This is a genomic window from Streptomyces sp. Edi2 (assembly GCF_040253635.1).
Lineage (GTDB): Bacteria > Actinomycetota > Actinomycetes > Streptomycetales > Streptomycetaceae > Streptomyces.
In genome coordinates this window covers 1,628,356-1,653,239 of the sequence record NZ_JBEJGX010000003.1, presented here as the reverse complement: position 1 = coordinate 1,653,239, position 24,884 = coordinate 1,628,356, and the positions used below count along the sequence as shown (strand labels likewise).

Below are 24,884 nucleotides of genomic sequence, written 5' to 3'. Positions count from 1 at the left end.
GGGTCAGAGAAAGGCGTGGCCCTCGCCGCGGTACGTCGGCACCGTCCCCACCACCCGCTCCCCGTCGATCAACTGCAGCTGATCGAACCGCTCACACAGCTCACCGGCCTTGGCGTGCCGGAACCACACCTTGTCGCCGATCCGGAGCCCGTCGGCGGCCGGACCCAGCAGCGGCGTCTGCACCTCGCCGGGGCCCTCCTGCGGGTCGTAGCGCAGCCCGGCCGGCAGATACGGCACCGGCAGCCGGTCGGGGCCCGCCGCCCCCGACGCCGGATAGCCGCCGCCCAGCACCGTGACCACCCCGGGGCCCGGACGGCGCACCACGGGCTGGGCGAACAGCGCCGCCGGACGCCCGCTGAACGAACGGAAGTTGTCGAACAGCCGCGGCACGTACAGCCCCGACCCGGCCGCGACCTCGGTGACCGCCGCCTCCGCCGCGGTGTGCTGGACACTGCCGGTCCCGCCGCCGTTGACGAACTCCAGGCGCGGCGCCACCGCGCGCACCGCCCGTACCGCCTCCCAGCGGCGCTGCGCCAGCTCCTTGCGCGCCGCTGCCTGCATCATCCGGATCGCCCGCGAGAACACCGGCTTACCGGCGACATCATCGCCCACACCGGCCACATGACCCTCGTACGCCATCAGCCCCACCAGCCGGAAACCGGGGCGGCGCACCACCGTCCGGGCCAGCGCGGCCAGCCGGTCGGGCGTCCGCAGCGGCGAACGGCGGGCACCGACCCGCACCTTCCCGCCCATCAGCCGGTAGGAGGTGTCGAGTTCCAGACACACCCGTACCTCCTCGCCCGCCCCGCCGGCCGGCCGGGCCGCATCGATCAGATCCAGCTGCGCCGGGTCGTCGACCATCACCGTCACCGCGGCCGCGAGCCGCGCGTCGCCGGTCAGCCCGGCGAAGCCCGCCCGGTCCGCCGACGGATAGGCCAGCAGGATGTCCGTGAAGCCCGAGCGCGCCAACCACAGCGACTCGGCGAGCGTGAAACTCATGATCCCCGCGAAGCCGTCCCGCGCCAGCACCCGCTCCAGCAGCGCTCGGCAGCGCACCGATTTGCTCGCCACCCGGATCGGCTTGCCCTTGGAGCGGCGCACCAGATCGGCGGCGTTGGCATCGAAGGCCTGCAGGTCGACGACGGCCAGCGGCGCGTCGAGATGGGCGGTGGCCCGGTCGAACGGGGTCTCCCCGGCCGGGTGGAGAGCATGAGGAGGGGCCTTGTCGCCATATGTATCGACTGTGTGCGGGGGCATGGCCGCAGCCTGCCAGACCTTCCCCGCCGCCAAAAGGGCGTGGGAGGTGCCCCTACCAATGGGTAGAGGGGAGTTGTGCGACAGAGCGGACATGGGTTGGAGCACCGACGGCGTCAGCGCTTACAGTGACTCGAACACCGCAACCAGCAGGTCAGCGGCGTGTTGTCCGGATACGAACCACCGTGCCCCGATTGCGGATCGGGCCCGGAGGTCAGCGGCGCGAGGGGGAGCGCGGGTGAGCACCGACGCGGAATTCGCCGATGCGCAACGCGTCCCGCCCATACCCCCGCAGCCACCCCGGCGGCCCGCCGCGGCACCGGGACCGGCCGACGACCCGCAGACGGCCGTGCTGCGCCGGGTGCCGCCCGAGCCGCCGATGCCACCCCTGCCGCCGTCCGCGCCCGGCGCCCCGGCCGCCGCCGGCCCGCACCCCGTACCGCCCCGCCCTGCCGCCCCGCCCCGCGCGCAGCCACCCGCCGCCGGCGCGCCGCTGGCGCCCCGCCCGGACCGCGCCCCCGGCTCCCCGGCCCCCACCGGACCGGCCGCCGCCGGACCCGCCGCCCCCGGCCCCTCGCAGCCCACCGCCTTCCGTGACACCCCCGCCTTCCGTGACACCGCAGCCTTCCACCTCGCCCGCAGCCAGGACCTGTGGAGCGGCCCCGGCGAACGCTCCGCCGGGCGCCCGTCACCGGTGCCGTGGCCCCGTAGCCCCCTCCCTCGCCAGGGAGTTGGGCACGGGACCGGCGCACCGGCCGCCCCCTTCCGCCGCCCCGGCGCCCGGGTGCTCACCGCCGCGGCCTGCCTGATCCTCGGCATCGGGCTCATCGGCGGTGCGGCGGCGGGGAGTTGGCTCACCGAGGATGCCTCCGGCGCCGCCCCCACGGCCGAGGCCGTCTTCAGCAAGGGCCGCGACGTCTGGCACGACACCCCCGTCGACACGCTCTTTCCCCGCACCGTCAAAGGCCTGGGCTCAGGCCCCGGCGGCGCCGACCGGACCTGGACCCGGATCGCCGTCGCCCCCGACACCGGCTGCACCGGCGCCTACGACCCCAAGCTCGCGGCCACGCTCGCCCCGGCAGGCTGTGTCCGGCTGCTGCGCGCCACCTACGTCGACGCCACCCGCAGCGCCGTCATCACGGTCGGCGCGCAGACCACCAAGGCCGGCCCGTCCGCGATGACGGCCCTCAACACCCGCTTCAGCAGCAAGAACCTGGGCACCCGCACGGACCTGATGCCGCTGCCGTACGCGGCCAAGGGCACCGCGGCCGAGGACTTCGGACGTGCCCAGCGGGCCAGCTGGACCGTCCGGGTGCTCACCGACCTCCCGGCCGTCGTCTACGCCGTCTCCGGTTTCGCCGACGGCCGCACGTTCACCGAGCCGCAGCCCGCCGAGGCCGCGGTCCGGCCCGGCACCACCACCGCCCCGGCCGAATCCGGTCTGGGCCACGACGCGAAGGACCTTGCGGACCGTATCGAGGCGGACTTCCGCAAGGCGGCCGGCAGCCCGACACCGACAAGGCAGGCCCCGTCATGACGACGTCCGTGCGGCGCGGTACCGCCCTCGCGCTGGCCTCGGCGGTGCTCGCCGTGCTGCCCGCCGTTCCCGCCCGGGCCGACACCGTCCGCGCCCAGGAATGGGCCCTCGAAGCCGTCCACGCCCAGCAGGCCTGGCGCACCACCAAGGGCGAGGGCATCACCGTCGCCGTCCTGGACACCGGCGTGGATGCCAACCACCCCGACCTGGAAGGACAGGTGCTGCCCGAGCAGGACCTGGTCGGCTTCGGCGCCGGGCCGGGAGACTCCGCCTGGGCCCGGCACGGCACCGGCATGGCCAGCATCATCGCAGGTCACGGCCATGGCGCGGGCGGCCGCGACAACGGAGTGCTCGGGCTCGCCCCGGCTGCCGAGATCCTGCCGGTCCGGGTGATCCTCGAGGACAGCGACACCCAGCGCGAGCGGGCCCGCACCGAGAAGGCGGGGGCGCTCGCCGACGGCATCCGCTGGGCCGCCGACCACGGCGCCGACGTGATCAATATGTCGCTGGGCGACGACAGCGAATCCGCGCACCCCGAACCACGCGAGGACGCCGCCATCCAGTACGCCCTCGGCAAGGGCATCCCCGTCGTCGCCTCCGCGGGCAACGGCGGCCAGAAGGGCAACCACGTCTCCTATCCCGCCGCCTACCCGGGCGTCATCACCGCCACCGCCGTCACCCATCTGGGGGGCAGGGCCCGGTTCTCCACCCGGCACTGGTACGCCACGGTCAGCGCGCCCGGCTTCGACATCGTCATGGCCGACAACGACGACGGCTACCTCTCGGGCTGGGGCACCAGCCCCGCCGCCGCCTTCGTCTCCGCGGCCGTCGCCCTGATCCGCTCCGCACATCCCGGCCTGAGCCCGGACCAGATCCGCCGGCTGCTGACCTCCACCGCCCAGGACAGCCCCGAGGGCGGCCGCGACGACGACTACGGTGCCGGCCTGATCGACCCGGCCGCCGCCCTCGACGCCGCGGCGGACCTCAAGCCCACCCCGCAGAAGCCGGCCCCCGCCGGCTACGCCACCCGCTACTTCGGCCCGGGACCCACCGCCGACGACACCGCGGACACCCCCGCCAACTGGCTGCCCTGGGCCGCCGGCACCGCCGGCCTGGCCTTCCTCACGGCCGCCGTCGTCCTCTGGCGCCGCCGCCCCGCGCACCACTGACCGGCACCCGCCCCACCGCGCGGGACCCCACCGGACCGCACGTCAGGGGCACCACCCCCGGCCGATACGCTCACCTCGTGCAGAAGAACATCCCGGACCCCGGTTTCTCCGACGACGACGGCTCGGCCGACCCCGCGCTCGCGGCAGCCCTGGCGGCGTACGGGACGGACCGGGCCGCCGAGCCCCAGCTCCTGGCGGCGCTGGCCGGCGCGCGCGTCCTGGTGCCCGTGGTGGCGGTCCTCGGCGAGGTGGAGACCGGCCCCGACGGTCTGCGCCGCGAAAAGACCAGCGATATGGCCGTCCCCACCCTCCAGGCCCCCGACGGTCGCTGCGCCCTGCCCGCCTTCACCTGCATGGAGTCACTTCAGCGCTGGCGTGCCGACGCCCGCCCCGTCGCGGTCCCGCTGCAGCAGGCGCTGCTCGCCGCCTCCCACGAGAAGGCCGACACGGTCGTCGTCGACCTGGCGGGCCCGGTCACCTACCAGCTCACCGGTCCGGCCCTGCGTGCCCTGGCCGAGGGCCGGACGAGCGCCGACCCGCTCGCCGACCCGGCCGTCACCGACGCCCTGCGTGCCCTGCTCGACGCCGAGCCCGGCGTGCTCGTCGCCCGTCTCGCCCCGTCCGGCGAGACCGACGCCACCCTCGCCCTCGGCCTCGCTTCTGATGCCCCGGCCGCCGAGGTCGCCCAGCGGTTGGCCCGGGCGCTGGCCGCCGACGAGATCCTGCGCGCCCGGCTAGTGAAGGGCCTGGACCTGGCCCTCCTGCCGCCCGGCACCACGACGGCCGGGGAACCGCTCTACCGGCGCTGACCACCACCGCCGGGGCCCGGGTGCGACGGGCGGGCCCCGGGCCGCCGACGGGCGCGTTCGTCTCCGGGGCCGCACAATGCGAGGAGAGCTCAAGATCCACGCGAGGAGAGCCCCCCATGGAGAAAACGGAGATCTCGAAGGTACTGACCCGCACGGTCGTATCCGAGTTCCTCGGCACGCTGCTCCTGGTGTTCTTCGCCGTCGGCTCGGCCGTGCTGGCGGGCGAATACATCGGCACCTTCGGCATCGCCCTGGCCTTCGGCTTCACCATGGTGGCGCTTGCCTACGCCCTCGGCCCGATCTCGGGCTGCCATCTCAACCCCGCGGTGACGCTGGGCATGCTGCTGGCCCGCAGGCTCACCCTGCGGACGGCCGCCGAATACTGGATCGCCCAGGTGGTCGGCGCCATCGTCGGCTCGGCGCTGCTCTTCCTGGTGGCCCGGCAGGTCCCGGGGCTGCAGACCCATGGGGCCTTCGGCACGAACGGCTGGGGAGACCGCTCGGCGGTGCACCTCAACCTCGGCGGCGCGTTCGTCGCCGAGATGGTGATGACCTTCCTGCTGGTCTACGTCTGGTTGTCGGTCACCCACAAGGTGGCCGTGATCGGCTTCAACGGAATGGCGATCGGCCTGGCCCTGGCCACCGTCCACCTCATCGGCGTCCCCCTGGACGGCACCTCCGTGAACCCGGCGCGCTCCATCGGCCCGGCGCTGTTCGCGGGCGGCGCGGCCATCACCCAGCTGTGGCTGTTCATCGTCGCGCCGCTGATCGGCGGCGCCATCGCGGCGGTGGTGCACCAGATCACCCACCCGCCGCACGAGCCGGTCCTCGTCGCCGACGACGCGGTGCCGCCCGAGGCCACCACGCAATCCGCCGAATCCGGCTGACCGGCCCGCCGCCCCCGGCACGGACGCCGCGAGCCCCGGCCCTTCCCGGGCCGGGGCTCGTCGTCGGTGTATCTCCGTGGCGCCGCTCAGCCGTAGACCGGCCCGGTGAACTTCTCCCCGGGGCCCTGGCCCGGCTCGTCCGGCACGACCGAGGCCTCGCGGAACGCCAGCTGCAGCGACTTCAGACCGTCCCGCAGCGGCGCCGCGTGGTACGAGCCGATCTCGGTGGCACTGGCGGTGACCAGCCCGGCCAGCGCCTGGATGAGCTTGCGCGCCTCGTCCAGGTCCTTGTGCGCCGCGCCCTCCTCGGCGAGCCCGAGGTTGACCGCCGCCGAGCTCATCAGATGCACCGCGACCGTGGTGATCACCTCGACCGCCGGCACCTCGGCGATGTCACGGGTCATGGAGTCGAAGTCAGGGTTCGCCGCGTTCGGGACGTCGGGCTGCTGCGGTGTCTGGTCGCTCATGTCTTCGGGCTTCTTCCTGCTGAGGGGTCGGCTCCAGCCTATGGGCAGGGGGCCCGGGCCCCGCGTCCGGGAGTGTCATCCTGGCCCCGGGCAGGCCGCGGCGGCACAGGAGTGGGTGCCACCCTCTTGACTCGTGTATTCTGGTGTTCCGACCGGCCGGACACGCATGTGACCGGCCCACAAGTGGAGGCTCCGTTCTCCCACCCGGCCGACCTCAGGTTGGCGGGTCAACGGTCCGGCTGCGCCCCGCGGAGACTTCGCGACGGTGCTCCAGATCTATGTGGAGCCCCGCCTGTGTCCCGTCCGGGGCATTTTTCATGTACCGCGCGGTTGGTCACACCGAAAAGACGTTACGCGGCAGTCCGCCAGGCCGTCGCGTGGTGCTACCGAGGAGGATCCATCAGCGCCGAGCCCCGCATCAACGACCGGATTCGCGTTCCCGAAGTGCGACTTGTCGGTCCCAGCGGCGAGCAGGTCGGGATTGTTCCGCTTGCCAAGGCCCTTGAGCTTGCTCAGGAGTACGACCTCGACCTGGTCGAGGTGGCGGCGAACGCTCGCCCGCCCGTCTGCAAGCTCATGGACTACGGGAAGTTCAAGTACGAGTCGGCCATGAAGGCCCGTGAGGCGCGCAAGAACCAGGCGCACACGGTCATCAAGGAGATGAAGCTCCGGCCGAAGATCGACCCGCACGACTACGACACCAAAAAGGGTCACGTCGTCCGGTTCCTCAAGCAGGGTGACAAGGTCAAGATCACGATCATGTTCCGTGGTCGCGAGCAGTCCCGCCCCGAGCTGGGCTTCCGGCTGCTGCAGCGGCTCGCGTCCGACGTGGAGGACCTCGGCTTCATCGAGTCGAATCCGAAGCAGGACGGCCGAAACATGATCATGGTCCTCGGTCCGCACAAGAAGAAGACCGAGGCGATGGCCGAGGCCCGCGAGGCGCAGGCCGCCCGCAAGGCGGAGCGCCAGGGCGGAGTCGCCGCGGACCAGTCCGTGGAGGAGCCTGCCGAGGAGCCCACCGAGGAGCACGCCCAGGCGTGATCCCCGAGGCGTGCGCCCCGGAGTCCGTCCGGGGCACCGCGCCGCGGACACCTAACTGATACATCTGACGCTCCCGCTTGCCGGATCCCTGCCTGCGGGAGCGCCACTGACGAGGAGAGAACGGCGCATGCCGAAGAACAAGACGCACAGCGGTGCCAGCAAGCGCTTCAAGATCACCGGCTCCGGCAAGGTGCTCCGCGAGCGCGCCGGCAAGCGCCACCTGCTCGAGCACAAGTCGTCCCGCGTGACGCGTCGCCTCACCGGCAACGCCGAGATGGCCCCGGGCGACGCCGCGAAGATCAAGAAGCTTCTCGGCAAGTGAGTCGCCGCGCCCCACTGAACAGGAGGGGGCGCGCGACTCGGACCGGGACCCAATCGAACCGGGCCGTGTGACGACAACCACGGCCCCGCTACAAGGAGTTAACAAGTGGCACGCGTCAAGCGGGCAGTCAACGCCCACAAGAAGCGCCGGGCGATCCTCGAGCAGGCCAGCGGCTACCGGGGCCAGCGCTCCCGCCTGTACCGCAAGGCGAAGGAGCAGGTCACCCACTCCCTCGTCTACAACTACAACGACCGCAAGAAGCGCAAGGGCGACTTCCGTCAGCTGTGGATCCAGCGCATCAACGCCGCTGCCCGCGCCAACGGCATGACGTACAACCGCTTCATCCAGGGTCTGAAGGCCGCCAACATCGAGGTGGACCGCAAGATCCTGGCCGACCTCGCGGTGACGGACGCCAACGCGTTCGCCGCGCTCGTCGAGGTCGCCCAGAAGGCGCTTCCGAGCGACGTCAACGCCCCGAAGGCTGCCTGAACTTCAGCCTGACGACGTTGTGACGCGGACCCGCAGGCCCCGGCCTGCGGGTCCGCCGCTTTTCCGGACCGGCCCTGTCCCGTCAGCAGACCGGCCCCCCGCACCGAACCACAGAAGCGAGCCGCCGCCCATGGGCACCCCCGAGCTGATCTCCCCGCGTTCCCCGCGAGTCACCGCCGCCAGGCGGCTGGCCCGCCGTGCCTTCCGCGGCAAGGAGCGCCGGTTCATCGCCGAGGGCCCGCAGGCCGTACGGGAGGCGATCGCGCACCGCACGGGCGGGGTGCCCACGCTGACCGAGCTGTTCGCCACGGTCGAGGCCGCCGAGCGGCACGCCGAGATCATCGAGGCGGCCCGCGCGGCCGGGGTGCGGGTCCACTTCGCCGACGACCGGACCGTCGCCGACATCTCCCAGACCGTCACCCCGCAGGGCCTGCTCGGCGTCTGCGGCTTCCTCGATTCGCCGTTCGAGGAGATCCTGGCCGCCCGCCCGCAGCTGATCGCGGTGCTCGCCAACGTCCGTGACCCAGGCAACGCCGGTACGGTGCTGCGCTGCGCGGACGCCGCGGGCGCGGACGCCGTGGTGCTGACGGACGCCTCCGTGGACCTGTACAACCCCAAGTCCGTACGGGCGTCGGTGGGTTCGCTCTTCCACCTCCCGGTCGCGGTGGGCGTCCCGGTCGAGCGGGTGGTGAGCGGGCTGCAGGCCGCCGGCGTACGGATCCTCGCCGCGGACGGTGCGGGCGACCGTGACCTGGACGCCGAGCTGGACACCGGCTCGATGGGCGGCCCCACCGCCTGGGTCTTCGGCAACGAGGCCTGGGGGCTGCCGGAGGAGACCCGGGCGCTGGCGGACGCGGTGGTGCGGGTGCCCATCCACGGCAGGGCCGAAAGCCTCAACCTCGCGACGGCGGCCGCGGTCTGCCTCTACGCCTCCGCCCGGGCCCAGCGCAGCCCCGGCGGATGCCGCGCGGTGTCACCCGCCTGAGGGGCGTCCTCACGAACTCCGCGGCGCCATCGATCCGAGCTAGTAGGCTTGCGTGCTCGGGGGCCCGGAAGGGGGTAACGGGGATGGATCTGAGGACTTCCGGCACCGCAGTCACCGCTGACAGCTGCCCGTCCGGCGGACCGGCACGCGGGCCGTCGTCCACCGCTCCGGCAGGCCGGGACGCGGTGGAAACCGGTCTCGGGCTGGATCCCGACGATCTGCCCGACGGCCTGGTGGTCGCCGACGAGACCGGCCGGGTGATCTGCTTCAACGCAGCGGCGGCCAAGATCACCGACATTCTCCCCGGGGACGCGCTCGGCCGCCCCCTGGAGCACGCCCTGCCGCTCCAGGACATCGAGGGCCGCCGCTGGTGGCGGCTCACCGATCCCTACGGCGGCCTCGCCATCCGCCGCGGCCAGCCCGAGCGCAATCTGCTGCTCGGCGGCCGCGAGGTGCTGGTCTCCGCCCGCTATGTCCGCAACCGTCCGACCGGTCCGGTCCAGCGGCTGGTGATCGCGCTGCGCGGCACCGAGGCCCGGCGCCGTACGGAGCTCAGCCACGCCGAGCTGATCGCCACCGTCGCCCATGAACTGCGCTCACCGCTGACCTCCGTCAAGGGGTTCACCGCCACCCTCCTCCAGAAGTGGGAACGCTTCACCGACGACCAGAAGCGGCTGATGCTGGAGACGGTGGACGCCGACGCCAACCGCGTCACCCGCCTGATCGCCGAGCTGCTGGACATCTCCCGGATCGACTCGGGGCGGCTGGAGGTGCGCCGCCAGCGAGTGGACATGAGCGCCGCGGTCCGCCGGCACGTCCAGGCGCAGACCACCGCGGGCCAGCGGCCCGACCGCTTCCTGATCCGGATGCTGGAACCGCTGCCCGATCTGTGGGCGGACCCGGACAAGGTGGACCAGGTGCTGGGCAACCTGCTGGAAAATGCGGTGCGCCACGGCGAGGGAACGGTCACCATCGAGGTCGGACCGGTAGCGGATACGACCAGCGGGGAGGGGACGAGCGTCACCGTGAGCGACGAGGGCCCCGGCATCCCCGAGGAATCGATGAGCCGCGTGTTCACCCGCTTCTGGCGGGGCAGCAAGCGCGGCGGCACCGGCCTGGGCCTCTATATCGTCAAGGGCATCGTCGAGGCTCACGGCGGGACGATCACGGTCGGCCGCGCCCCGGCCGGCGGCGCCCAGTTCCGATTTAGCCTGCCCGTCGCGGCCCCTGCCTTCATGGCGTGACAGGACGCGGCGGGCGCCCCGCAGGGGCTCGGGCCTGCCGCGTGGCCCGTCCCCCTTAGACTTGACCTTTGGCACCTTTGGCGCACAGGCATCGCGGGCACACGCGGGCTCGGTATCCCACGTTCGTGATCGACGTTCGTCATCGACGTTTGTGAGCGAAGTTTGTGATCGAACAGCCGAGGCGACGCGAGCCAAGCCAAGCCAGTCCACCGGAAGCACGGGAAGAGATGTCCGCACCCAATAAGTCGTACGACCCTGTCGAGGTCGAAGCCCTGAAACCGGAAGCGATCGCCACACGGCTGGACGAGGCGCTGGCCGCCATCGCCGCCGCGGGCGACCTGGAGGCGCTGCGTGAGGTGAAGGTCGCGCACACCGGCGACCGCTCGCCGCTCGCGCTCGCCAACCGTGAGATCGGCGCCCTGCCCCCGCACGCCAAGGCGGACGCCGGCAAGCGCGTCGGCCAGGCCCGCGGCCGGGTCAACCAGGCGCTCAAGGTCCGCCAGGAGGAGCTGGAGGCGGAGCGCGACGCCCGCGTGCTGGTCGAGGAGGCGGTGGATGTCACGCTGCCCTACGACCGCACCCCGGCCGGCGCCCGGCACCCGCTGACCACCTTCATGGAGCGGGTCGCGGACGTCTTCGTGGCGATGGGCTACGAGGTCGCCGAGGGCCCCGAGGTCGAGGCGGAGTGGTTCAACTTCGACGCCCTGAACTTCGTGCCCGACCACCCGGCGCGCCAGATGCAGGACACCTTCTTCGTCCAGGGTGGGGGCACCTCCCGGACGGAGTCCGGGGGAAGCACCGAGGGCGACGAGAGCGGCGTCGTGCTGCGCACCCACACCTCGCCGGTCCAGGCCCGTACGCTCGTCGACCGCGAGCCGCCGGTCTACGTCGTCTGCCCGGGGCGGGTCTACCGCACCGACGAGCTGGACGCCACGCACTCCCCGGTCTTCCACCAGATCGAGCTGCTGGCCGTGGACGAGGGCCTGACCATGGCCGACCTCAAGGGCACCCTCGACCACATGGTCAGGGCGCTGTTCGGCCCGGACATGAAGACCCGGCTGCGGCCGAACTACTTCCCGTTCACCGAGCCGTCCGCCGAGATGGACATGGTCTGCTACGTCTGCCGTGGCGAGTCCGTGGGCAACCCCGACCGTCCCTGCCGCACCTGCTCCAGCGAGGGCTGGATCGAGCTCGGCGGCTGCGGAATGGTCAACCCCAAGGTGCTCATCGCCTGTGGCGTCGACCCGGAGAAGTACAGCGGCTTCGCCTTCGGGTTCGGCATCGACCGGATGCTGATGTTCCGGCACAACGTGGAAGACATGCGTGACATGTTCGAAGGCGACGTCCGGTTCACCCGGCCGTTCGGGATGGAGATCTGATGCGGGTCCCGCTTTCTTGGCTGCGGGAGTACGTCGACCTGCCGGCGACGGAGACCGGCCGTGACGTACAGGCCAAGCTCATCGCCGTCGGCCTGGAGGTCGAGACCGTCGAGCGCCTCGGCGAGGGCCTCAAGGGCCCGCTCGTCGTCGGCCAGGTGCTGACCATCGAGGAGCTGGAGGGCTTCAAGAAGCCGATCCGCTTCTGTACGGTGGACGTCGGCCAGGCCAACGGCACCGGCGAGCCCCAGGAAATCGTCTGCGGCGCGCGGAACTTCGCCGTCGGCGACAAGGTCGTGGTGGTCCTCCCCGGCGCCGTGCTGCCCGGCGACTTCAAGATCGCCGCGCGCAAGACGTACGGCAAGACCTCGCACGGCATGATCTGCTCCGGCGACGAGCTGGGCATGGGCGACGACGGCACGCACGGCATCATCGTGCTGCCGCCGGAGTACGAGGTGGGCACCGACGCGATCGAGCTGCTGGAGCTCGTCGACGAGGTGCTGGACATCGCCGTCACCCCGGACCGCGGCTACTGCCTGTCGATGCGCGGGGTGGCCCGCGAGACAGCCACCGCGTACGGGCTGCCGCTGCGCGACCCGGCGCTGCTGGACGTGCCGCCGCCGAACTCCGCCGGCTACCCGGTCCAGGTCTCCGACCCCCTCGGCTGCGACCGCTTCACGGCCCGTACGGTCAGCGGTCTGAACCCCGAGGCGCGCTCCCCGCTCTGGCTGCAGCGCCGGCTGCAGAAGGCCGGGATGCGTCCGGTCTCGCTGGCCGTCGACATCACCAACTACGTGATGCTGGAGCTCGGCCAGCCGCTGCACGCCTACGACCGCACCAGCGTGGACGGTCCGATCGGCGTCCGCCGGGCGACCGCGGGTGAGAAGCTGACCACCCTGGACGGCACCAAGCGGGTGCTGGACGCCGCGGACCTGGTCATCACCGACAACCGCGGCCCCATCGGCCTCGCGGGTGTCATGGGCGGCGCCAACACCGAGATCGCGGGCGGGGTCACCGACCCGGAGACCGGCGAGCAGCGCGGCACCACCGACGTCGTGATCGAGGCCGCGCACTTCGACGCGCTCTCCATCGCCCGTACGGCCCGCCGCCACAAGCTGTCCTCGGAGGCCGCCAAGCGCTTCGAGCGCGGGGTGGACCCGGAGGCCGCGTCCGCCGCGGCGCAGCGCACCGTCGATCTGCTGGTGCTGCTCGCGGGCGGCACCGCCGGGGAGGGCGTCACCGAGGTCGTCACCCCCCGCGGGCCGCGCACGATCACCCTCTCCGCCGACCACCCGGACAAGGTCGCCGGTGTCGCCTACGGCCGGGAGACCGTCGTCCGCCGCCTCCAGCAGGTCGGCTGCGACGCCTACGGCCAGGACGAGCTGGTCGTGACCGTGCCGTCCTGGCGTCCTGACCTCAGCGAGCCCAACGACCTGGCCGAAGAGGTCATCCGGCTGGAGGGCTACGAGAACCTGCCCTCCACCCTCCCGAAGCCGCCGGCCGGCCGGGGGCTGACCGAGCGTCAGCGGCTGCACCGCAGGGTCGGCCGGGCGCTGGCCGGCGCCGGCTACGTCGAGGCGCTGAACTACCCGTTCACCGGCTCGGCGATCCTCGACCAGCTCGGCATCGAGCCCGACGACCCGCGCCGCGCGGCCGTCACCCTCGTCAACCCGCTCTCCGACGAGGAGCCCGACCTCCGCACGACCCTGATCCCGGGGCTGCTGAACGCGCTGCGCCGCAACTACGGCCGGGGTACGCACGATCTGGCGCTCTTCGAGACCGGGCCGGTCTTCCGGGCGACCGGTGACGAGCAGCCGGCCTCCCGGCTGGTCGTCGACCGCCGGCCGACCGACGACGAGATCGCCTCGCTGGACGCCTCCCTCCCGCAGCAGCCGCGGCGCGCCGCCGTGGTGCTCGCCGGGGGCCGTGAGCAAGCCGGCTGGTGGGGCGGCGCACGCCCCGCGATCTGGGCGGACGCCATCGAGGCGGGCCGGACCGTCGCACGGGAGGCCGGTGTGGAGCTGATCGTCCGTCAGGACCAGCACGCTCCGTTCCACCCGGGCCGCTGCGCGGCGCTGCTCGCCGTCGCCGACGGCGAGGAGATCCTGGTCGGCAACGCCGGTGAGCTGCACCCGCGGGTCATCAAGGCGCTGGCCCTGCCCGAGCGCAGCTGCGCGATGGAGATCGACCTGGACCGCCTGGAGCGGGCCGGGGCAGGCCCGCTGCGCGCGCCGAAGATCTCGGCCTTCCCGGTCGCGACCCAGGACGTCGCCCTCGTGGTCGACGAGGCGGTCCCGGCCGCGCAGGTGGAGGACGCGCTGCGCGACGGCGCGGGTGAACTGCTCGAATCGCTGCGGCTGTTCGACGTCTTCACCGGTGAGCAGGTCGGCGCGGGCAAGAAGTCGCTGGCGTATGCGCTGCGCTTCCGTGCCGCCGACCGGACGCTGACCGCGGAGGAGGCCTCGACGGCCCGTGACGCGGCGGTCGCGGCGGCCGTGGAGCGGACGGGCGCGGTGCTGCGCGGCTGAGCGTGGGCCTGCCACACGACGGCGTGCGCTGAGGGCTGAGGGCGCGGACGGTGAGACCGTCCGCGCCCTCGTCGTGTGCGGTGTGCGAAGTGGGGTCTGCGACGGGCGGGTCCGAGAGGGCTGTGTGGGGGCGCCGGGGCGGGCCGGAGGCGCTGAGGCTGTGGTGCGTTGTGGTTCGCCGTGGGCGTCCCGCTGACCGCGGGAGGCGATCGGATCCGGACACCATCACTCGATCGGGTGACGGATGTACGGGTTGTCGTCGGACGGATACGGAACGTCGCAAGAATCGACCCGGTTGCGGCGGCCCGTGTGAGCGCGGCGGTGGGCCCGGCCGGGCCGCTCAACGCCTGCTGGGGAGTGCGACGAGACCCCCGGGGGACCACCGGACCGGCTAGGGGGACCATCGGCATGATCCGAACCTGGGCGACGGGCGGAGGCGGCGCCGGAGCGGCAGCCGTCCGGCGCGCCTTCGTGTTCGTTCTGCCCGGCCTGTGGGTGCTCGGCGTGGTGGCCTGGGAGCTGTGCCGTCCGACCAGCGGCCAACCGCTGCAGCTGCTCGCCGCCGCACCGGCCATCGCCTGTGCGGGTACCGGCCGCCGCCGGTGTGTGCTGCTCGGCGGGGTGTGCGCGCTGATCGCGCTGGTGCCCTTCGGTGCGGTGGAGCCCGGGACCGGGGTGGGCACGCGCATGATGACCTGCGGTGCCATCCTCGCGGTGATCGGCGCCAGCTATCTGACGGCCGGGCGGCGGCTGCGGCTGGTGCGGGAGCTGGAGCGCACCCGCGAGGTCGCCGTCGCCGCGCAGCGGGTGGTGCTGCGGCCGCTGCCCCGGCGGGTCGACGGGGTGCTGTTGGCGGCCGGCCACCTCTCCGCGAGCGAGGGGGCCATGGTCGGCGGGGATCTGTACGAGGTCGTAGGGACCCGGCACGGCGTGCGGGCGGTGATCGGGGATGTGCGCGGGCACGGTCTGGAGGCCATCGGCACGGTCGCCGCGATGCTCGGCAGCTTCCGCGAGGTGGCGCACGACGAACCCGAACTGGGCGAGGTACTACGGCGGTTGGAGCGGTCGCACCAGCGGCATCTGCGGGAGCGGGCGCTGATGGAGCGGCCGGCGGTCGGTGACGCGGGCCCGGTGAGTGCGTTCGCCGAGGAGTTCGTGACCCTGCTGCTTCTGGAGGTGGCGCGGGACGGGTCCGTCACGGCGCTGAACTGCGGGCATCCCTGGCCGTACCGGGTCGCCGGCCGGGCGGTCGCCCCGATCGCGCCGGCCGAGCCGATGCCGCCGCTGGGACTGTTCCCGCTGCCCGAGGAGCTGTCCGCGGTGCGGTGCGGGCAACTGCGGCCTGGGGAGGGGCTGTTCCTGCACACCGACGGGGCAGCCGACGCCCGGGACGCGGCAGGGGAGTTCTTCCCGCTGGCCCAGGAGTTACGCAGCAGCGTCGAGGCCGCCGCGGCGCCGTGCGGACCCTCGCCGGCGGGGGTGGTCGGGGAGGTGCGGGAGGCGCTGCTGCGGCATGCGGACGGGCGCCTCACCGATGACGTGGCGCTGGTGATGCTGAGCAACGACCGGGTGCGGGTGCCGGCGGCGAGGGCCGGCAGCCCGCCTACCGGCGAGCGGTTTGCGCGGTGACCTCCCCGCCGAGGGAGGAGGGGAAGGTGGCGCCGGTCAGTTCCTCGGACGCCTGCCACAGCCGCCGGGCGCTCGCCGGGTCGCTGGCCGCGGCGGTCCTGCCGGCCATCGTCGGTGCGCCGCGCATCTCGCCGAGGCCGTCGGGGCCGAGGTAGGAGGCACCGGGCAGGTCCTGGGTGGCGGCGTAGAGCGTGGGGAGCGCACCGGCCTTGTTGTCCTGGGCGACCACGCGGTTGCCCACCCGCATCACCGCGCGCCGCAGCGCGCTGGCGTCGGCGCCCTGGAGGTTGGTGGCGGCCCAGCCCGGGTGCGCGGCGAGGGCGCGCACCGGCGATCCCGCGGCGGCGAGACGGCGCTGGAGCTCCAGGGTGAACAGCAGATTGGCCAGCTTGGACTGGCTGTAGGCGGTGATGGGGCGGTAGGCGCCGGCCAGGTTGAGGTTGTCGAAGTGGATGCGGGTCCCGGGCATCCGGTGGGCGCCGGAGGCCACGGTCACCACGCGGTCGGTGACGTAGGGCAGCAGCAGGTTGGTCAGCGCGAAGTGGCCGAGGTGATTGGTGCCGAACTGCATCTCGAAGCCGTCCTTGGTCCGGGACTCCGGGATGTTCATGACGCCGGCGTTGTTGATCAGCAGATCGACCGGGCCCTGCCAGGCGGCGGCGAAGGCGCGTACGGAGGCGAGGTCGGCAAGGTCGAGGCGGCGGACCTCGACGCTGCCCCGGGCGCCCCGCACGGTGTCGGCGGCGGCCTCGCCGCGTGCGGTGTCGCGTACGGCGAGGACGACATGGGCACCGGCGCGGGCGAGGGCGTCGACGGTGGCGATGCCGAGTCCGCTGTTGGCGCCGGTGACGACGGCGGTGCGGCCGGTCTGGTCGGGAAGGTCGGCTGCGTTCCACTTCGGGGTGTGAGTCATGGGCGTCAATGTAGGCAACGCCTACAATGATGTCAATGACAACAATGTAGCCAGTGCATACACGGGGGATAGGATGGCGGTCATGCAGACTCGTCGTTACCACCACGGAGACCTGCGCGCCGCGCTGCTCACCCGCGCCGAGCAGACGCTCCGCGAGAAGGGGCCGGGCGCCCTGTCCCTGCGGGAGCTGGCCCGCGACCTCGGCGTCAGCCACGCCGCGCCGAGCCGGCACTTCAAGGACAAGCAGGCGCTGCTCGACGCGCTGGCGCTGGCCGGATTCGACCGGCTGGACGAGGCGCTGGCCGCGTCCCTGGCGGCGGCGGGCGAGGCCTTCGCCGACCGGCTCGGCGGACTCGTCCGCGCCTATGTGGACTTCGCCGTCGCCAATGCCGAGCTGCTCGACCTCATGTACGCGGTCAAGCACGACCCGGCGGCGTCCGAGGCGCTGATCACGGCCGGCCAGCGGCTGGGGGCGACGGCGGTGGAGCTGGTCGCGGAGGGGCAGCGCAGCGGTGAGGTGCGGGAGGGGCCCGTCGACGACATCGGGATGCCGGTGTTCACCACCCTGCACGGCTTCGCCAGCTTCGCGGTGAGCGGGGTGCTCTCGGCCGAGGAGGTCGACGCCGGCCTCGATGCGGTCATCACGTACATGTTGCGCGGCTGCGCGCCGAGTTGAGTCTCCCGGCACCTTCTCCCGCGTCCGGCACCTGTCCCCGGCGTCCGGCATCCTTCACCGCGACCGGCACCCTTCACACCCCGTGTGAGGGGCGCTTTACTACGCTCGACTGACACAGTGGTGAAGTCGACAAGGCCATGAGCTGATGGTCCGTGGGCGGGCCCGGCTCACCGGGAGGCCGGTATGGAGCCCAACACCCTGCTCGACGCGATCCTCGACGAGGCCGGTATCTCGCATGCCGGCCTCGCCGCGCGCATCAATCGGCTCGGCCGCTGCCGTGGCCTGGCACTGCGGTACGAACACACCGCGGTGGCCCGGTGGTTGAAGGGCCAGCGGCCGCGCGGGCAGGTACCGGACCTCATCTGCGAAATCCTCGGCGAACGGCTGCACCGGCCGGTCGGGCTCGATGACATCGGGCTCAGCGGCCCGGGGGCGGGGCGTGCCGCCGGCACCCCGCTCTCCGGTTTCGTCGAGCGGGCCACCGCGCTGTGGCGCTCCGACGAGCAGCAACGGCCGCATATCCTCGACGCCCCCGCGCTCACCGGCACCTCCGCGGTCATCCCCGTATGGGAGTGGGAGAACCCGCCCGAGGACTCCGATGTGTCGCGCGACGGGCTGACGCGGGTCGGTATGGCCGATATCGAGATGCTGCGCGCCGCGCGGACGCACTACGAGACGATGTACCGGAAGGCGGGTGGTATCGCTACCAGAGCGCGCATCGTGGGATTCCTCAACGCCGAGGCGGCGCCGCTGCTGCGGGGCAGCTACAGCGATGCGACGGGGCGTCAGCTCCACCGGGCGACCGGCGGGCTGGTCTCGGTCGCGGGCATCTGTGCGTACGACTCGGACGCTCTCGGGCTGGCCCAGCGCTACTTCCATCAGGCGCTGCGGCTGGCCAAGGCCAGCGGGGACCGCGGCCTCGGTGCGTATGTCATCGCGCTGCTGGTCAACCAGTCCCTTTTCGTGAGGGAGTACCGCCAGGCGGTCGCCTTCGCGGAGGCGGCGCTGCGGGCCGCGGGCCCGCAGATCACCCCGGCGCTCGCCGCGGACCTCTACGCGATGCAGGCCAAGGCCTACGCACGGCTCGGCGACGGCGCGGGCGCGCTGTCGTGCATCCGGCGTGCGGAGGCGGCCGCGGAGCGTATCCGGCCCGGACAGGAGCCGGCCGAGACGGGCTACGTCCAGCCCGGCCTGGTGAACGTACAAGTGGCGGAGGCGCTGCTCAGCCTCGGTGACCTGCGGGCCGCCCGGGAGCAGGCGGACGCCGCCGTCGACACCCCCGCACACGACCGCGGCCGGGTCCACCGGCTGGCCATGCTCACCCATATCGAGCTGCGTCAAGGCGATGCGGACCGGGCCGTGGCCAATGCCGCGCAGATGACGGAGCAGGCTCGGGGCATGGAGTCGCAACGGCTGCGGGACCGGCTGCGGGCGGTGCGCGAGCATCTGGCGGAGACCGGGAGCTCCGCGACGGACGAGGCTGCCGATCTCATCGACGAGGTGCTGCGCGTTCCGCTGTGACCGGGCTCGTGTCACCTTGCCGGCTCCTCAGCGGAAGGTGGCAGTTACGTGCGTTGGAACAGTCTCAGCGAAAAGCCCGTCTATGCGAATCCGTGGTTCCGGGTCAACCTGGCCGATGTGGAACTGCCGGACGGCCGACACCTGGATCACTATCTGATCCGGATGCGGCCCGTCGCCGTGGCCACGGTGGTCAACGAGGCCCAAGAGGTGCTGCTGCTGTGGCGGCACCGGTTCATCACCGACACCTGGGGCTGGGAGCTGGCCGCCGGTGTCGTCGAGGACGGTGAGGACATCGCGGCGGCGGCCGCCCGGGAGATGGAAGAGGAGACCGGGTGGCGCCCGGGCCCCCTTCACCACCTCCTCACGGTGGAGCCCTCCAACGGCCTCACCGATGCCCGGCATCACGTCTACTGGTCCGAGGAGGGCGAGTACACCGGCCTGCCCCAGGACGATTTCGAGTCCGAGCGGCGGGAGTGGGTGCCGTTGAAGCTGGTGCCCGACATGGTGGCCCGGGGGGAGGTGCCGGCCGCGGGCATGGCCGCCGCGCTGCTGATGCTGCATCACCTCCGCCTGGGCTGACCCGGCGGGACCTGGCCGGAACCGGCCGGAACCGGCCGGTGACCGCGGCCCGGCGGTCACCGGCCGAGCGCCTGCCAGAGCGCGACCATCAGCGCCGCGAGCCCCGTGAGCGCGGCGAGGGACGGCAGGGGCCAGCGGGTGTGCTCCAGTCGTGCGACGCGGGCCTGCACATCGTCCGCGTCGCGCGCCTGCTGCTCGGAGCGCTGGGCGAGCAGGGCGAGTTGGCCGTCGACCCGGGCGGAGCGGACGTCCAGGAGACGCCTCAGCTCGGCTAAGTCGGCGGTGACCAGATCGGGTTCGGGGTGGGCGGTCACGGTCCGCTCCTCATTCCTTCAGTCAGCGACTTCGTTGTCCGTACGGGCAGCAGTCAACTGCGCTGCGGCGAAGGGCGGGAGCGTGTGCGGCGGGGATATGCGGGTCTGCGGTTCACACCCCGTGTGAGATGACGGGGCGTGACCGGCGGGGTGGCGTCCGCACGGGGTGTGAATGGCGCACCCCGGACGGGGCGGTTCACACGCTCCCGCGGGCGCCCGCACCGGAGTTGACTCGAGAGTGCCACGGGGGCCGAAGCCGGCGGACGGGCGCCCGCCGGCCCGGGGTCCGCCCGCCGGTTTTCCCCCGAGCGGCGGGCGGACAGCCACCCTCACGTGCGGCTCCGGCTACGTGATGCCCTGGGCGCGGGCGTTGGCCGCAGCTGCCGGCCGGAAAGACCCTCTTCGGGACAGCTCGCGAGCTGTTCGCCGTTGCCCTCCGCCGCGGTAGTTCCTCGCCCCGCACCCGGTCGCGGTGCCGAGGGCGTCGGTACCCGGTCGGCTTGGCGGTGCCGCTGCTTCGTATGCTCGCGGTGCGGGGAACCGGAAGCTGACCACTTCGGAGGCGAACGACCATGTCGGAACAGCGTGTTGTCCTGGTGACGGGCGGGGGAACGGGGATCGGGGCCGCCACCGCCCGGCTGCTGCGCACCGCCGGCCATCAGGTCGTGATCTCCGGGCGGCGGCCCGAGCCACTGCGCCGGGTGGCCGAGCAGACCGGAGCGCTGGCCCACCCTTCCGACGCCGCCGACCCCGAGGCCGTGCGCGAGCTCGTCGAGACGACGGTGACGGCCTACGGGAGACTCGACGGTGTGGTGCTCAACGCCGGAATCGGGCGGGGTGGCGCGGTCGGCGACACCGAGGTCGAGGACTGGGAAGAGCTGATACGGACCAACCTCACCGGCCCGTTCCTGCTGCTGCGTGCCGCGCTGCCGCATCTGCTGGCTGCCCGCGGCGCGGTGGTTGCGGTGGCCTCGGTCGGCGCGCTCCGCAACAGCGCCGGCAACGCCGCCTATGCGACGTCCAAGGCGGGTTTGCTCCACCTCTGCCGCTCCCTCGCCGTCGACTACGGGCCGCAGGGGCTGCGGGCCAACGCGGTCTGCCCGGGCTGGGTGCGTACGGAGATGGCCGACCAGCGGATGGCTCGGTTCGCGGCGGAGGCGGGGCTGGCGGGCGGCGCCGAGGAGGCGTACGAGGAGGCGAACCGGCTGAATCCCGCCAGGCGGCCGGGCGAACCGGAAGAGGTCGCCGAGGCGATCGACTGGCTGCTGTCGCCCGCCGCGTCCTACGTCAACGGGGCAGTCCTCACCGTCGACGGCGGGGTGACCACGGTCGGCGTCGGCGGCGCCGCCTTCGACCACCGGATCGAGGCGCGCACCCCGCGCCGGTAGCGGACCGCCCTCCGCGGGCCAGCTCCACAGGGCCCGCGGCGGGGCCGGCTGAGTGCTGCCAACGAGTCGACGGCCTCTCACGAATGACCGAGGTCGGTGTGTCATACAGTCTTCACGCCTGTGTTTCCGCTACCGCCCGACATACGGAGGAGCATGTTTGTGAATGCACACGATGAGGTGTTCATCGGAGGGCACTGGCGACCTGCGGCAGGAACAGACGTCATCGAGGTCATCAATCCGGCGGACGAGCGTGTTGTCGGAGCTGTCCCGGCCGGTTCTGCAGCCGATGTTGATGCCGCAGTCAACGCGGCTCGTTCGGCACTGCGGGGGTGGGCGGCCACCACGCCTGCTCGCCGTGCCGAGTTACTGGCTGCGTTGGCTGACGAACTCGCCGCCTGCCAGGATCAGATGGCCTCACTCATCACCGCCGAGGTGGGAACCACCATCGGGTTCTCCCGCAGGGTACAAGCCGGTCTGCCGGTTACCACGACGCGCCGGCATGCTGAGCTTGTGGCCGACTTCGCCTTCGAGGAGCGCGTGGGCAACTCGCTTGTCCTGCTTGAGCCCGTCGGAGTCGTGGGCGCCATCACACCGTGGAATTACCCGGTGCACCAGATCGTCTGCAAGGTTGTTCCCGCACTCGCCGCGGGCTGCACGGTGGTGCTCAAGCCTGCGGAGTTGACTCCTCTTTCGGCCCAGATGTTCACCGAGTGCGTGGCAGCCGCGGGCCTCCCTATGGGGGTCTTCAACCTGGTCACCGGCAGGGGCACGGAAGCTGGGGAGGCACTCGTACGCCACCCTGGCGTCGACATGGTCTCGTTCACGGGGTCCACGTCTGTCGGGAAGCGCATCGGGTCACTTGCCGGCGCTGATGTCAAGCGGGTAGCCCTGGAACTTGGTGGCAAGTCCGCCGGTGTCATCCTCCCCGGAGCGGACCTGGCACAGGCTGTCCGCGTCAATGTCGCTGACGTGATGCGCAATGCAGGACAGTCCTGCAATGCGTTGACGCGCACATTGGTGCATGCCGATGACTATGAAGAGGCGGTTCGGATCGCCGTCGAGGAGGTTGCTTCCTATGTTCCCGGCGACCCGGCCGATCCCGGCTGCCGCCTGGGCCCGGTGGTGAGCAGCGCCCAGCGGGAGAAAGTCCGCGACTACATCCGTCGTGGCATGGCAGAGGGCGCCCGTCTCGTCGCGGGTGGACCTGAGGCCCCTGAAGGACGAGACAAGGGCCACTACGTCCGCCCGACAGTCTTTGCTGACGTCACTGCCGAGATGAGCATTGCTCGCGAGGAGATCTTCGGCCCTGTGCTCTCGTTCATGAGGTACGAGGACGAGGGGGACGCTCTGCGCATCGCCAATGACTCTGACTATGGCCTGGCAGGGGCCGTGTGGGCGGCCGAGGAGGAGCAGGCGATCACCTTTGCGCGCTCGATGGAGTGCGGCCAAGTGACGGTTAACGGCGGGGCATACAACCCGCTCGCTCCCTTCGGCGGCCATAAGCAATCAGGCGTCGGGCGAGAACTCGGCAAGCATGGGCTCATGGAATTTCTGCAGACAAAGTCGCTACAACTCTGACAGTGCTGTGCCTGGTGACGCCGCCGACGGCTCTGCCCCGCACTCTGAGTGAACCCTTTTCATCCCATGACGGAAGGGTGAAGAGAGCAGGGCAGGCGGGGTGACGTGGCGAAGCCCCTTCTCGATGGTTCCGTGATTCCGCTCAGTACACCAACGACAAGGGGCTTCGTCATTTCCCTGCCCTGCCACGCTTTATGTCGCGTACGAGCTGGTTGAGGATATCTGCTGACTCGCCTGCGTCAGATGGCGTGAACGTGGCTCGCATTGGTGGAGTTTGAGCTGCTTCGAGTACAGCGATGCCGAATTCACTTCCTGTCGGATGTGTCCGGATGGATCGCGAAGTTCCGGGCCGGGGCCGAGGCGTAAGCTCGCGCCATGTCGAGGAGGAATGCCTTCTCGCTTTCGAGGTCGTCGTTTTCGAAGCTGACGAGAGTGCCGGCGGACTGCTGCTGAGGCAGACCGGCGAGCTTGGCGCTGCGTGCCCCTGACATCACACACGCGAGGACTGTCGCATCGGCTTTGGCGTGACTGACACCCACGGCGGCCACATGGCGGCGCGCGCGAGCCCACGCACCGGCGGCGACATAGTCATTGAGAACGAGGATGGCATCCCGGGTCTCGATGATTTTGCGGTAGGCCAGCAGCCGCCAGGACGCATGCGGCCACACGATTTCCAGCAGTCGGTGGCGGGGTTTGATGAACGCGACGTGTGGCACAGCCTGTACCAGGTCGCGCCACAGCGGCCACAGGCGCCAGATGGTGCAGATCTCCGCGGTGGCGCCCCGCACGGCCCACAACGAGGGCGTCAGGAGGGCGATCGCGCGCAGCAGCCCGTGCATGTTCATGACGTACGGGAGGAGCGGCAGTATCCGATCGGTGCGGTGCAGCAGGTTGATGAGCTGGCAGAGCCAGAACAGGCAGGAGAGCGCGGTGCCGATTCCGAACATCCGCAAGCTTGCCCGCAGGACAGGGTTGGCCGTGCGTCTGCCGTACTGGCGGCACAAGGCGGTGCAGGAGATGTCCGCAGCGAGATGGTCCACAATCAAGACGAGCCAATAGGCAGTGGAGGGAGTCGGCCCACCCTGGCTCGTCACGGCATGTTCCTGGTGTGGTGGAGCCAGGAAATCCAGGACCAGTAGGGAAACTATGGCCAGGCTCGTCACGTAGCACGCGCTCAGGCGCAATCGGCGGCCGCCGGCGGCCGCCGAGACGAAGTACAGGACCGCGCCCGACGAGAGCACTCCGCTCATGTTCCTCGCCAGGGCGATGGCGTGGACCCCTCCGGTGGCCTGGAAGGCGAGCTGGGTCGTGGCGGGGAGCGTAAGCGTCATGGCCACCGAAGCGGTGGCCACGGCCAGCCACAGTCCACGCTGTTCAGGGCTGCGCATGGCGGCGGAGGCCCGTATCGCCAGAGCCAGCCACAGGCAGCCCACACACAGGTACTCGAACCAGTGCAGTGCGTGGGAGGGTTCAGCGTTCATCCGCGGCACGCGCGCCCAGCGCGGCTTCCAGTCGGCCCAGCACGCCGTGCGGAGCTCGGGCGGCGTACGGTGAAGCACGGATGCGCAGCAGACTGGCGAGCATCTCCGCCTCCTGTTCCTGACGGTTGGTGTAGCTGGCGCGGCCGAGCACCTGTTGAACCAACTGCGGGTTCAGATCGGGGAACAGGACCTGAGGGACCTCGCCGTGCCCCAGGTCCGTGCCACGGTGGTCGAACAGCATGTGCCCGATCTCATGCAGCACGATGTGCTCCTGGTGCACGCGGCTGGTGCGCTTCTCGAAAAATATGTGGTCGTCGGTCTTGGTGGCGAGCCACATGCCGCAGATGCTGTTCCGGGCGGCCTGTTTCGGCAGCGGATGCAGATGCAACGGACGTCCGCGCTGTGCGGCCAGCTCCTGGCACAAAGCATCGATGGTGAAAGGGCGTGGCAGACTGAGTTGGTCAAGAGCCGACTGGCAACGCTGATGTAATCGAGCGTATTTTTTGGGCATTCCTCTCCCAATAGCCTGCTGCGGGGAAGACCGGTCGCTTTTCGGGGCGCGTGCGATCCGGCACATCAGTGACATCACAATGGACCCGGCCCACCTGGGCATTTTTTAAAGGCACGCTGCCTCAGCCACGGGGTCCAGCTGCGGGGGGACTCGGGTGGTGCTCCGAAGACCTGCGTAAGAATGTCC

At 71.7% G+C, this 24,884-nt stretch carries 23 protein-coding genes; 17 read left to right on the top strand and 6 right to left on the bottom strand.

Annotation, left to right across the window (positions count from 1 at the left end):
* Positions 1–3: 3 nt before the first annotated feature.
* On the bottom strand, positions 4–1,257 hold the full coding sequence (locus ABR737_RS10825) for an amino acid deaminase/aldolase (RefSeq protein WP_350249968.1): 1,254 nt from the start codon (positions 1,255–1,257) through the stop codon (positions 4–6).
* A gap of 235 nt (positions 1,258–1,492) precedes the next feature.
* On the opposite strand from ABR737_RS10825, the gene ABR737_RS10820 reads away from it, so the two are divergent.
* The 4 genes from ABR737_RS10820 (at position 1,493) to ABR737_RS10805 (ending at position 5,656) form a co-directional block, all read left to right on the top strand.
* Positions 1,493–2,791 carry a hypothetical protein gene (locus ABR737_RS10820; protein ID WP_350249967.1) on the top strand — a complete coding sequence of 433 codons (1,299 nt, stop codon included), beginning with the start codon at positions 1,493–1,495 and terminating at the stop codon, positions 2,789–2,791.
* On the top strand, positions 2,788–3,960 hold the full coding sequence (mycP, locus tag ABR737_RS10815) for a type VII secretion-associated serine protease mycosin (protein WP_350249966.1): 1,173 nt from the start codon (positions 2,788–2,790) through the stop codon (positions 3,958–3,960). The genes ABR737_RS10820 and mycP overlap by 4 nt, the downstream gene beginning before the upstream one ends.
* 77 nt (positions 3,961–4,037) lie before the next feature.
* On the top strand, positions 4,038–4,769 hold the full coding sequence (locus ABR737_RS10810; protein WP_350249965.1) for an SseB family protein: 732 nt from the start codon (positions 4,038–4,040) through the stop codon (positions 4,767–4,769).
* A 116-nt stretch (positions 4,770–4,885) separates the two neighbouring features.
* Positions 4,886–5,656, top strand: coding sequence for an MIP family channel protein (locus ABR737_RS10805; RefSeq protein ID WP_350249964.1), 771 nt, complete (start codon positions 4,886–4,888; stop codon positions 5,654–5,656).
* Between the two features lie 86 nt (positions 5,657–5,742).
* On the opposite strand, the gene ABR737_RS10800 is transcribed toward ABR737_RS10805, so the two are convergent.
* Positions 5,743–6,123 carry a DUF1844 domain-containing protein gene (locus tag ABR737_RS10800; protein WP_159479919.1) on the bottom strand — a complete coding sequence of 127 codons (381 nt, stop codon included), beginning with the start codon at positions 6,121–6,123 and terminating at the stop codon, positions 5,743–5,745.
* A gap of 330 nt (positions 6,124–6,453) precedes the next feature.
* Here ABR737_RS10800 and infC point away from each other — a divergent pair, with 330 nt between their 5' ends.
* The 8 genes from infC (at position 6,454) to ABR737_RS10760 (ending at position 15,737) form a co-directional block, all read left to right on the top strand.
* Complete coding sequence (gene infC, locus ABR737_RS10795; RefSeq protein ID WP_189098393.1) at positions 6,454–7,164, top strand: translation initiation factor IF-3; 711 nt, start codon at positions 6,454–6,456, stop codon at positions 7,162–7,164.
* A 127-nt stretch (positions 7,165–7,291) separates the two neighbouring features.
* A complete protein-coding gene (gene rpmI, locus ABR737_RS10790; protein WP_006607578.1) occupies positions 7,292–7,486 on the top strand; it encodes a 50S ribosomal protein L35 in 195 nt (64 codons plus the stop codon).
* A 105-nt stretch (positions 7,487–7,591) separates the two neighbouring features.
* Complete coding sequence (gene rplT, locus ABR737_RS10785) at positions 7,592–7,975, top strand: 50S ribosomal protein L20 (RefSeq protein ID WP_006607577.1); 384 nt, start codon at positions 7,592–7,594, stop codon at positions 7,973–7,975.
* 130 nt (positions 7,976–8,105) lie between these two features.
* Entirely contained in the window at positions 8,106–8,960 is an 855-nt protein-coding gene (locus tag ABR737_RS10780) for a TrmH family RNA methyltransferase (RefSeq protein WP_350249963.1), read from the top strand.
* 83 nt (positions 8,961–9,043) lie between these two features.
* Positions 9,044–10,204 (top strand): sensor histidine kinase, encoded by a 1,161-nt coding sequence (locus ABR737_RS10775; RefSeq protein ID WP_350249962.1) that lies wholly within the window; start codon positions 9,044–9,046, stop codon positions 10,202–10,204.
* Between the two features lie 227 nt (positions 10,205–10,431).
* Entirely contained in the window at positions 10,432–11,583 is a 1,152-nt protein-coding gene (gene pheS, locus ABR737_RS10770) for a phenylalanine--tRNA ligase subunit alpha (RefSeq protein ID WP_350249961.1), read from the top strand.
* Entirely contained in the window at positions 11,583–14,108 is a 2,526-nt protein-coding gene (gene pheT / locus ABR737_RS10765; RefSeq protein WP_350249960.1) for a phenylalanine--tRNA ligase subunit beta, read from the top strand. Before pheS ends, pheT begins: the two co-directional genes overlap by 1 nt.
* Before the next feature lie 408 nt (positions 14,109–14,516).
* A complete protein-coding gene (locus tag ABR737_RS10760; protein ID WP_350249959.1) occupies positions 14,517–15,737 on the top strand; it encodes a PP2C family protein-serine/threonine phosphatase in 1,221 nt (406 codons plus the stop codon).
* Here the strand turns inward: ABR737_RS10760 and ABR737_RS10755 are convergent.
* Positions 15,712–16,650 carry an oxidoreductase gene (locus ABR737_RS10755; protein WP_350249958.1) on the bottom strand — a complete coding sequence of 313 codons (939 nt, stop codon included), beginning with the start codon at positions 16,648–16,650 and terminating at the stop codon, positions 15,712–15,714. The genes ABR737_RS10760 and ABR737_RS10755 overlap by 26 nt on opposite strands.
* An 82-nt stretch (positions 16,651–16,732) precedes the next feature.
* Here ABR737_RS10755 and ABR737_RS10750 point away from each other — a divergent pair, with 82 nt between their 5' ends.
* From ABR737_RS10750 to ABR737_RS10740, 3 genes are all read left to right on the top strand, one after another.
* Positions 16,733–17,326, top strand: coding sequence for a TetR/AcrR family transcriptional regulator (locus tag ABR737_RS10750; protein WP_350249957.1), 594 nt, complete (start codon positions 16,733–16,735; stop codon positions 17,324–17,326).
* Between the two features lie 183 nt (positions 17,327–17,509).
* Positions 17,510–18,847: an NsdA family TPR-like regulatory protein gene (locus ABR737_RS10745; RefSeq protein ID WP_350249956.1), complete on the top strand. Its 1,338-nt coding sequence runs from the start codon at positions 17,510–17,512 to the stop codon at positions 18,845–18,847.
* Positions 18,848–18,895: 48 nt separating this feature from the next.
* Entirely contained in the window at positions 18,896–19,426 is a 531-nt protein-coding gene (locus ABR737_RS10740; protein ID WP_350249955.1) for an NUDIX domain-containing protein, read from the top strand.
* Positions 19,427–19,482: 56 nt separating this feature from the next.
* Here the strand turns inward: ABR737_RS10740 and ABR737_RS10735 are convergent, their stop codons facing one another.
* Positions 19,483–19,740 carry a hypothetical protein gene (locus ABR737_RS10735; protein WP_350249954.1) on the bottom strand — a complete coding sequence of 86 codons (258 nt, stop codon included), beginning with the start codon at positions 19,738–19,740 and terminating at the stop codon, positions 19,483–19,485.
* Between the two features lie 572 nt (positions 19,741–20,312).
* Between ABR737_RS10735 and ABR737_RS10730 the strand changes: the two genes are divergently transcribed.
* On the top strand, positions 20,313–21,128 hold the full coding sequence (locus ABR737_RS10730) for an SDR family NAD(P)-dependent oxidoreductase (protein WP_350249953.1): 816 nt from the start codon (positions 20,313–20,315) through the stop codon (positions 21,126–21,128).
* Between the two features lie 159 nt (positions 21,129–21,287).
* Positions 21,288–22,706, top strand: a complete 1,419-nt coding sequence (locus tag ABR737_RS10725; RefSeq protein ID WP_350256742.1) for an aldehyde dehydrogenase family protein — start codon at positions 21,288–21,290, stop codon at positions 22,704–22,706.
* A 305-nt stretch (positions 22,707–23,011) separates the two neighbouring features.
* On the opposite strand, the gene ABR737_RS10720 is transcribed toward ABR737_RS10725, so the two are convergent.
* Together ABR737_RS10720 and ABR737_RS10715 are read right to left on the bottom strand one after the other, a co-directional pair.
* Complete coding sequence (locus ABR737_RS10720; RefSeq protein ID WP_350249952.1) at positions 23,012–24,187, bottom strand: MAB_1171c family putative transporter; 1,176 nt, start codon at positions 24,185–24,187, stop codon at positions 23,012–23,014.
* Positions 24,177–24,698, bottom strand: a complete 522-nt coding sequence (locus ABR737_RS10715) for a hypothetical protein (protein ID WP_350249951.1) — start codon at positions 24,696–24,698, stop codon at positions 24,177–24,179. Before ABR737_RS10715 ends, ABR737_RS10720 begins: the two co-directional genes overlap by 11 nt.
* Between the last annotated feature and the right edge of the window lie 186 nt (positions 24,699–24,884).

Coding starts and splice junctions, on each gene's coding strand:
- rpmI (WP_006607578.1), top strand. CDS start 7,292: ATGCCGAAGAACAAGACGCACAGCGGTGCCAGCAAGCGCTTCAAGATC.
- ABR737_RS10755 (WP_350249958.1), bottom strand. CDS start 16,650: ATGACTCACACCCCGAAGTGGAACGCAGCCGACCTTCCCGACCAGACC.
- ABR737_RS10720 (WP_350249952.1), bottom strand. CDS start 24,187: ATGAACGCTGAACCCTCCCACGCACTGCACTGGTTCGAGTACCTGTGT.
- ABR737_RS10805 (WP_350249964.1), top strand. CDS start 4,886: ATGGAGAAAACGGAGATCTCGAAGGTACTGACCCGCACGGTCGTATCC.
- pheS (WP_350249961.1), top strand. CDS start 10,432: ATGTCCGCACCCAATAAGTCGTACGACCCTGTCGAGGTCGAAGCCCTG.
- ABR737_RS10760 (WP_350249959.1), top strand. CDS start 14,517: ATGATCCGAACCTGGGCGACGGGCGGAGGCGGCGCCGGAGCGGCAGCC.
- ABR737_RS10780 (WP_350249963.1), top strand. CDS start 8,106: ATGGGCACCCCCGAGCTGATCTCCCCGCGTTCCCCGCGAGTCACCGCC.
- ABR737_RS10745 (WP_350249956.1), top strand. CDS start 17,510: ATGGAGCCCAACACCCTGCTCGACGCGATCCTCGACGAGGCCGGTATC.
- ABR737_RS10750 (WP_350249957.1), top strand. CDS start 16,733: ATGCAGACTCGTCGTTACCACCACGGAGACCTGCGCGCCGCGCTGCTC.
- ABR737_RS10715 (WP_350249951.1), bottom strand. CDS start 24,698: ATGCCCAAAAAATACGCTCGATTACATCAGCGTTGCCAGTCGGCTCTT.
- ABR737_RS10800 (WP_159479919.1), bottom strand. CDS start 6,123: ATGAGCGACCAGACACCGCAGCAGCCCGACGTCCCGAACGCGGCGAAC.
- ABR737_RS10730 (WP_350249953.1), top strand. CDS start 20,313: ATGTCGGAACAGCGTGTTGTCCTGGTGACGGGCGGGGGAACGGGGATC.
- mycP (WP_350249966.1), top strand. CDS start 2,788: ATGACGACGTCCGTGCGGCGCGGTACCGCCCTCGCGCTGGCCTCGGCG.
- ABR737_RS10775 (WP_350249962.1), top strand. CDS start 9,044: ATGGATCTGAGGACTTCCGGCACCGCAGTCACCGCTGACAGCTGCCCG.
- ABR737_RS10825 (WP_350249968.1), bottom strand. CDS start 1,257: ATGCCCCCGCACACAGTCGATACATATGGCGACAAGGCCCCTCCTCAT.
- pheT (WP_350249960.1), top strand. CDS start 11,583: ATGCGGGTCCCGCTTTCTTGGCTGCGGGAGTACGTCGACCTGCCGGCG.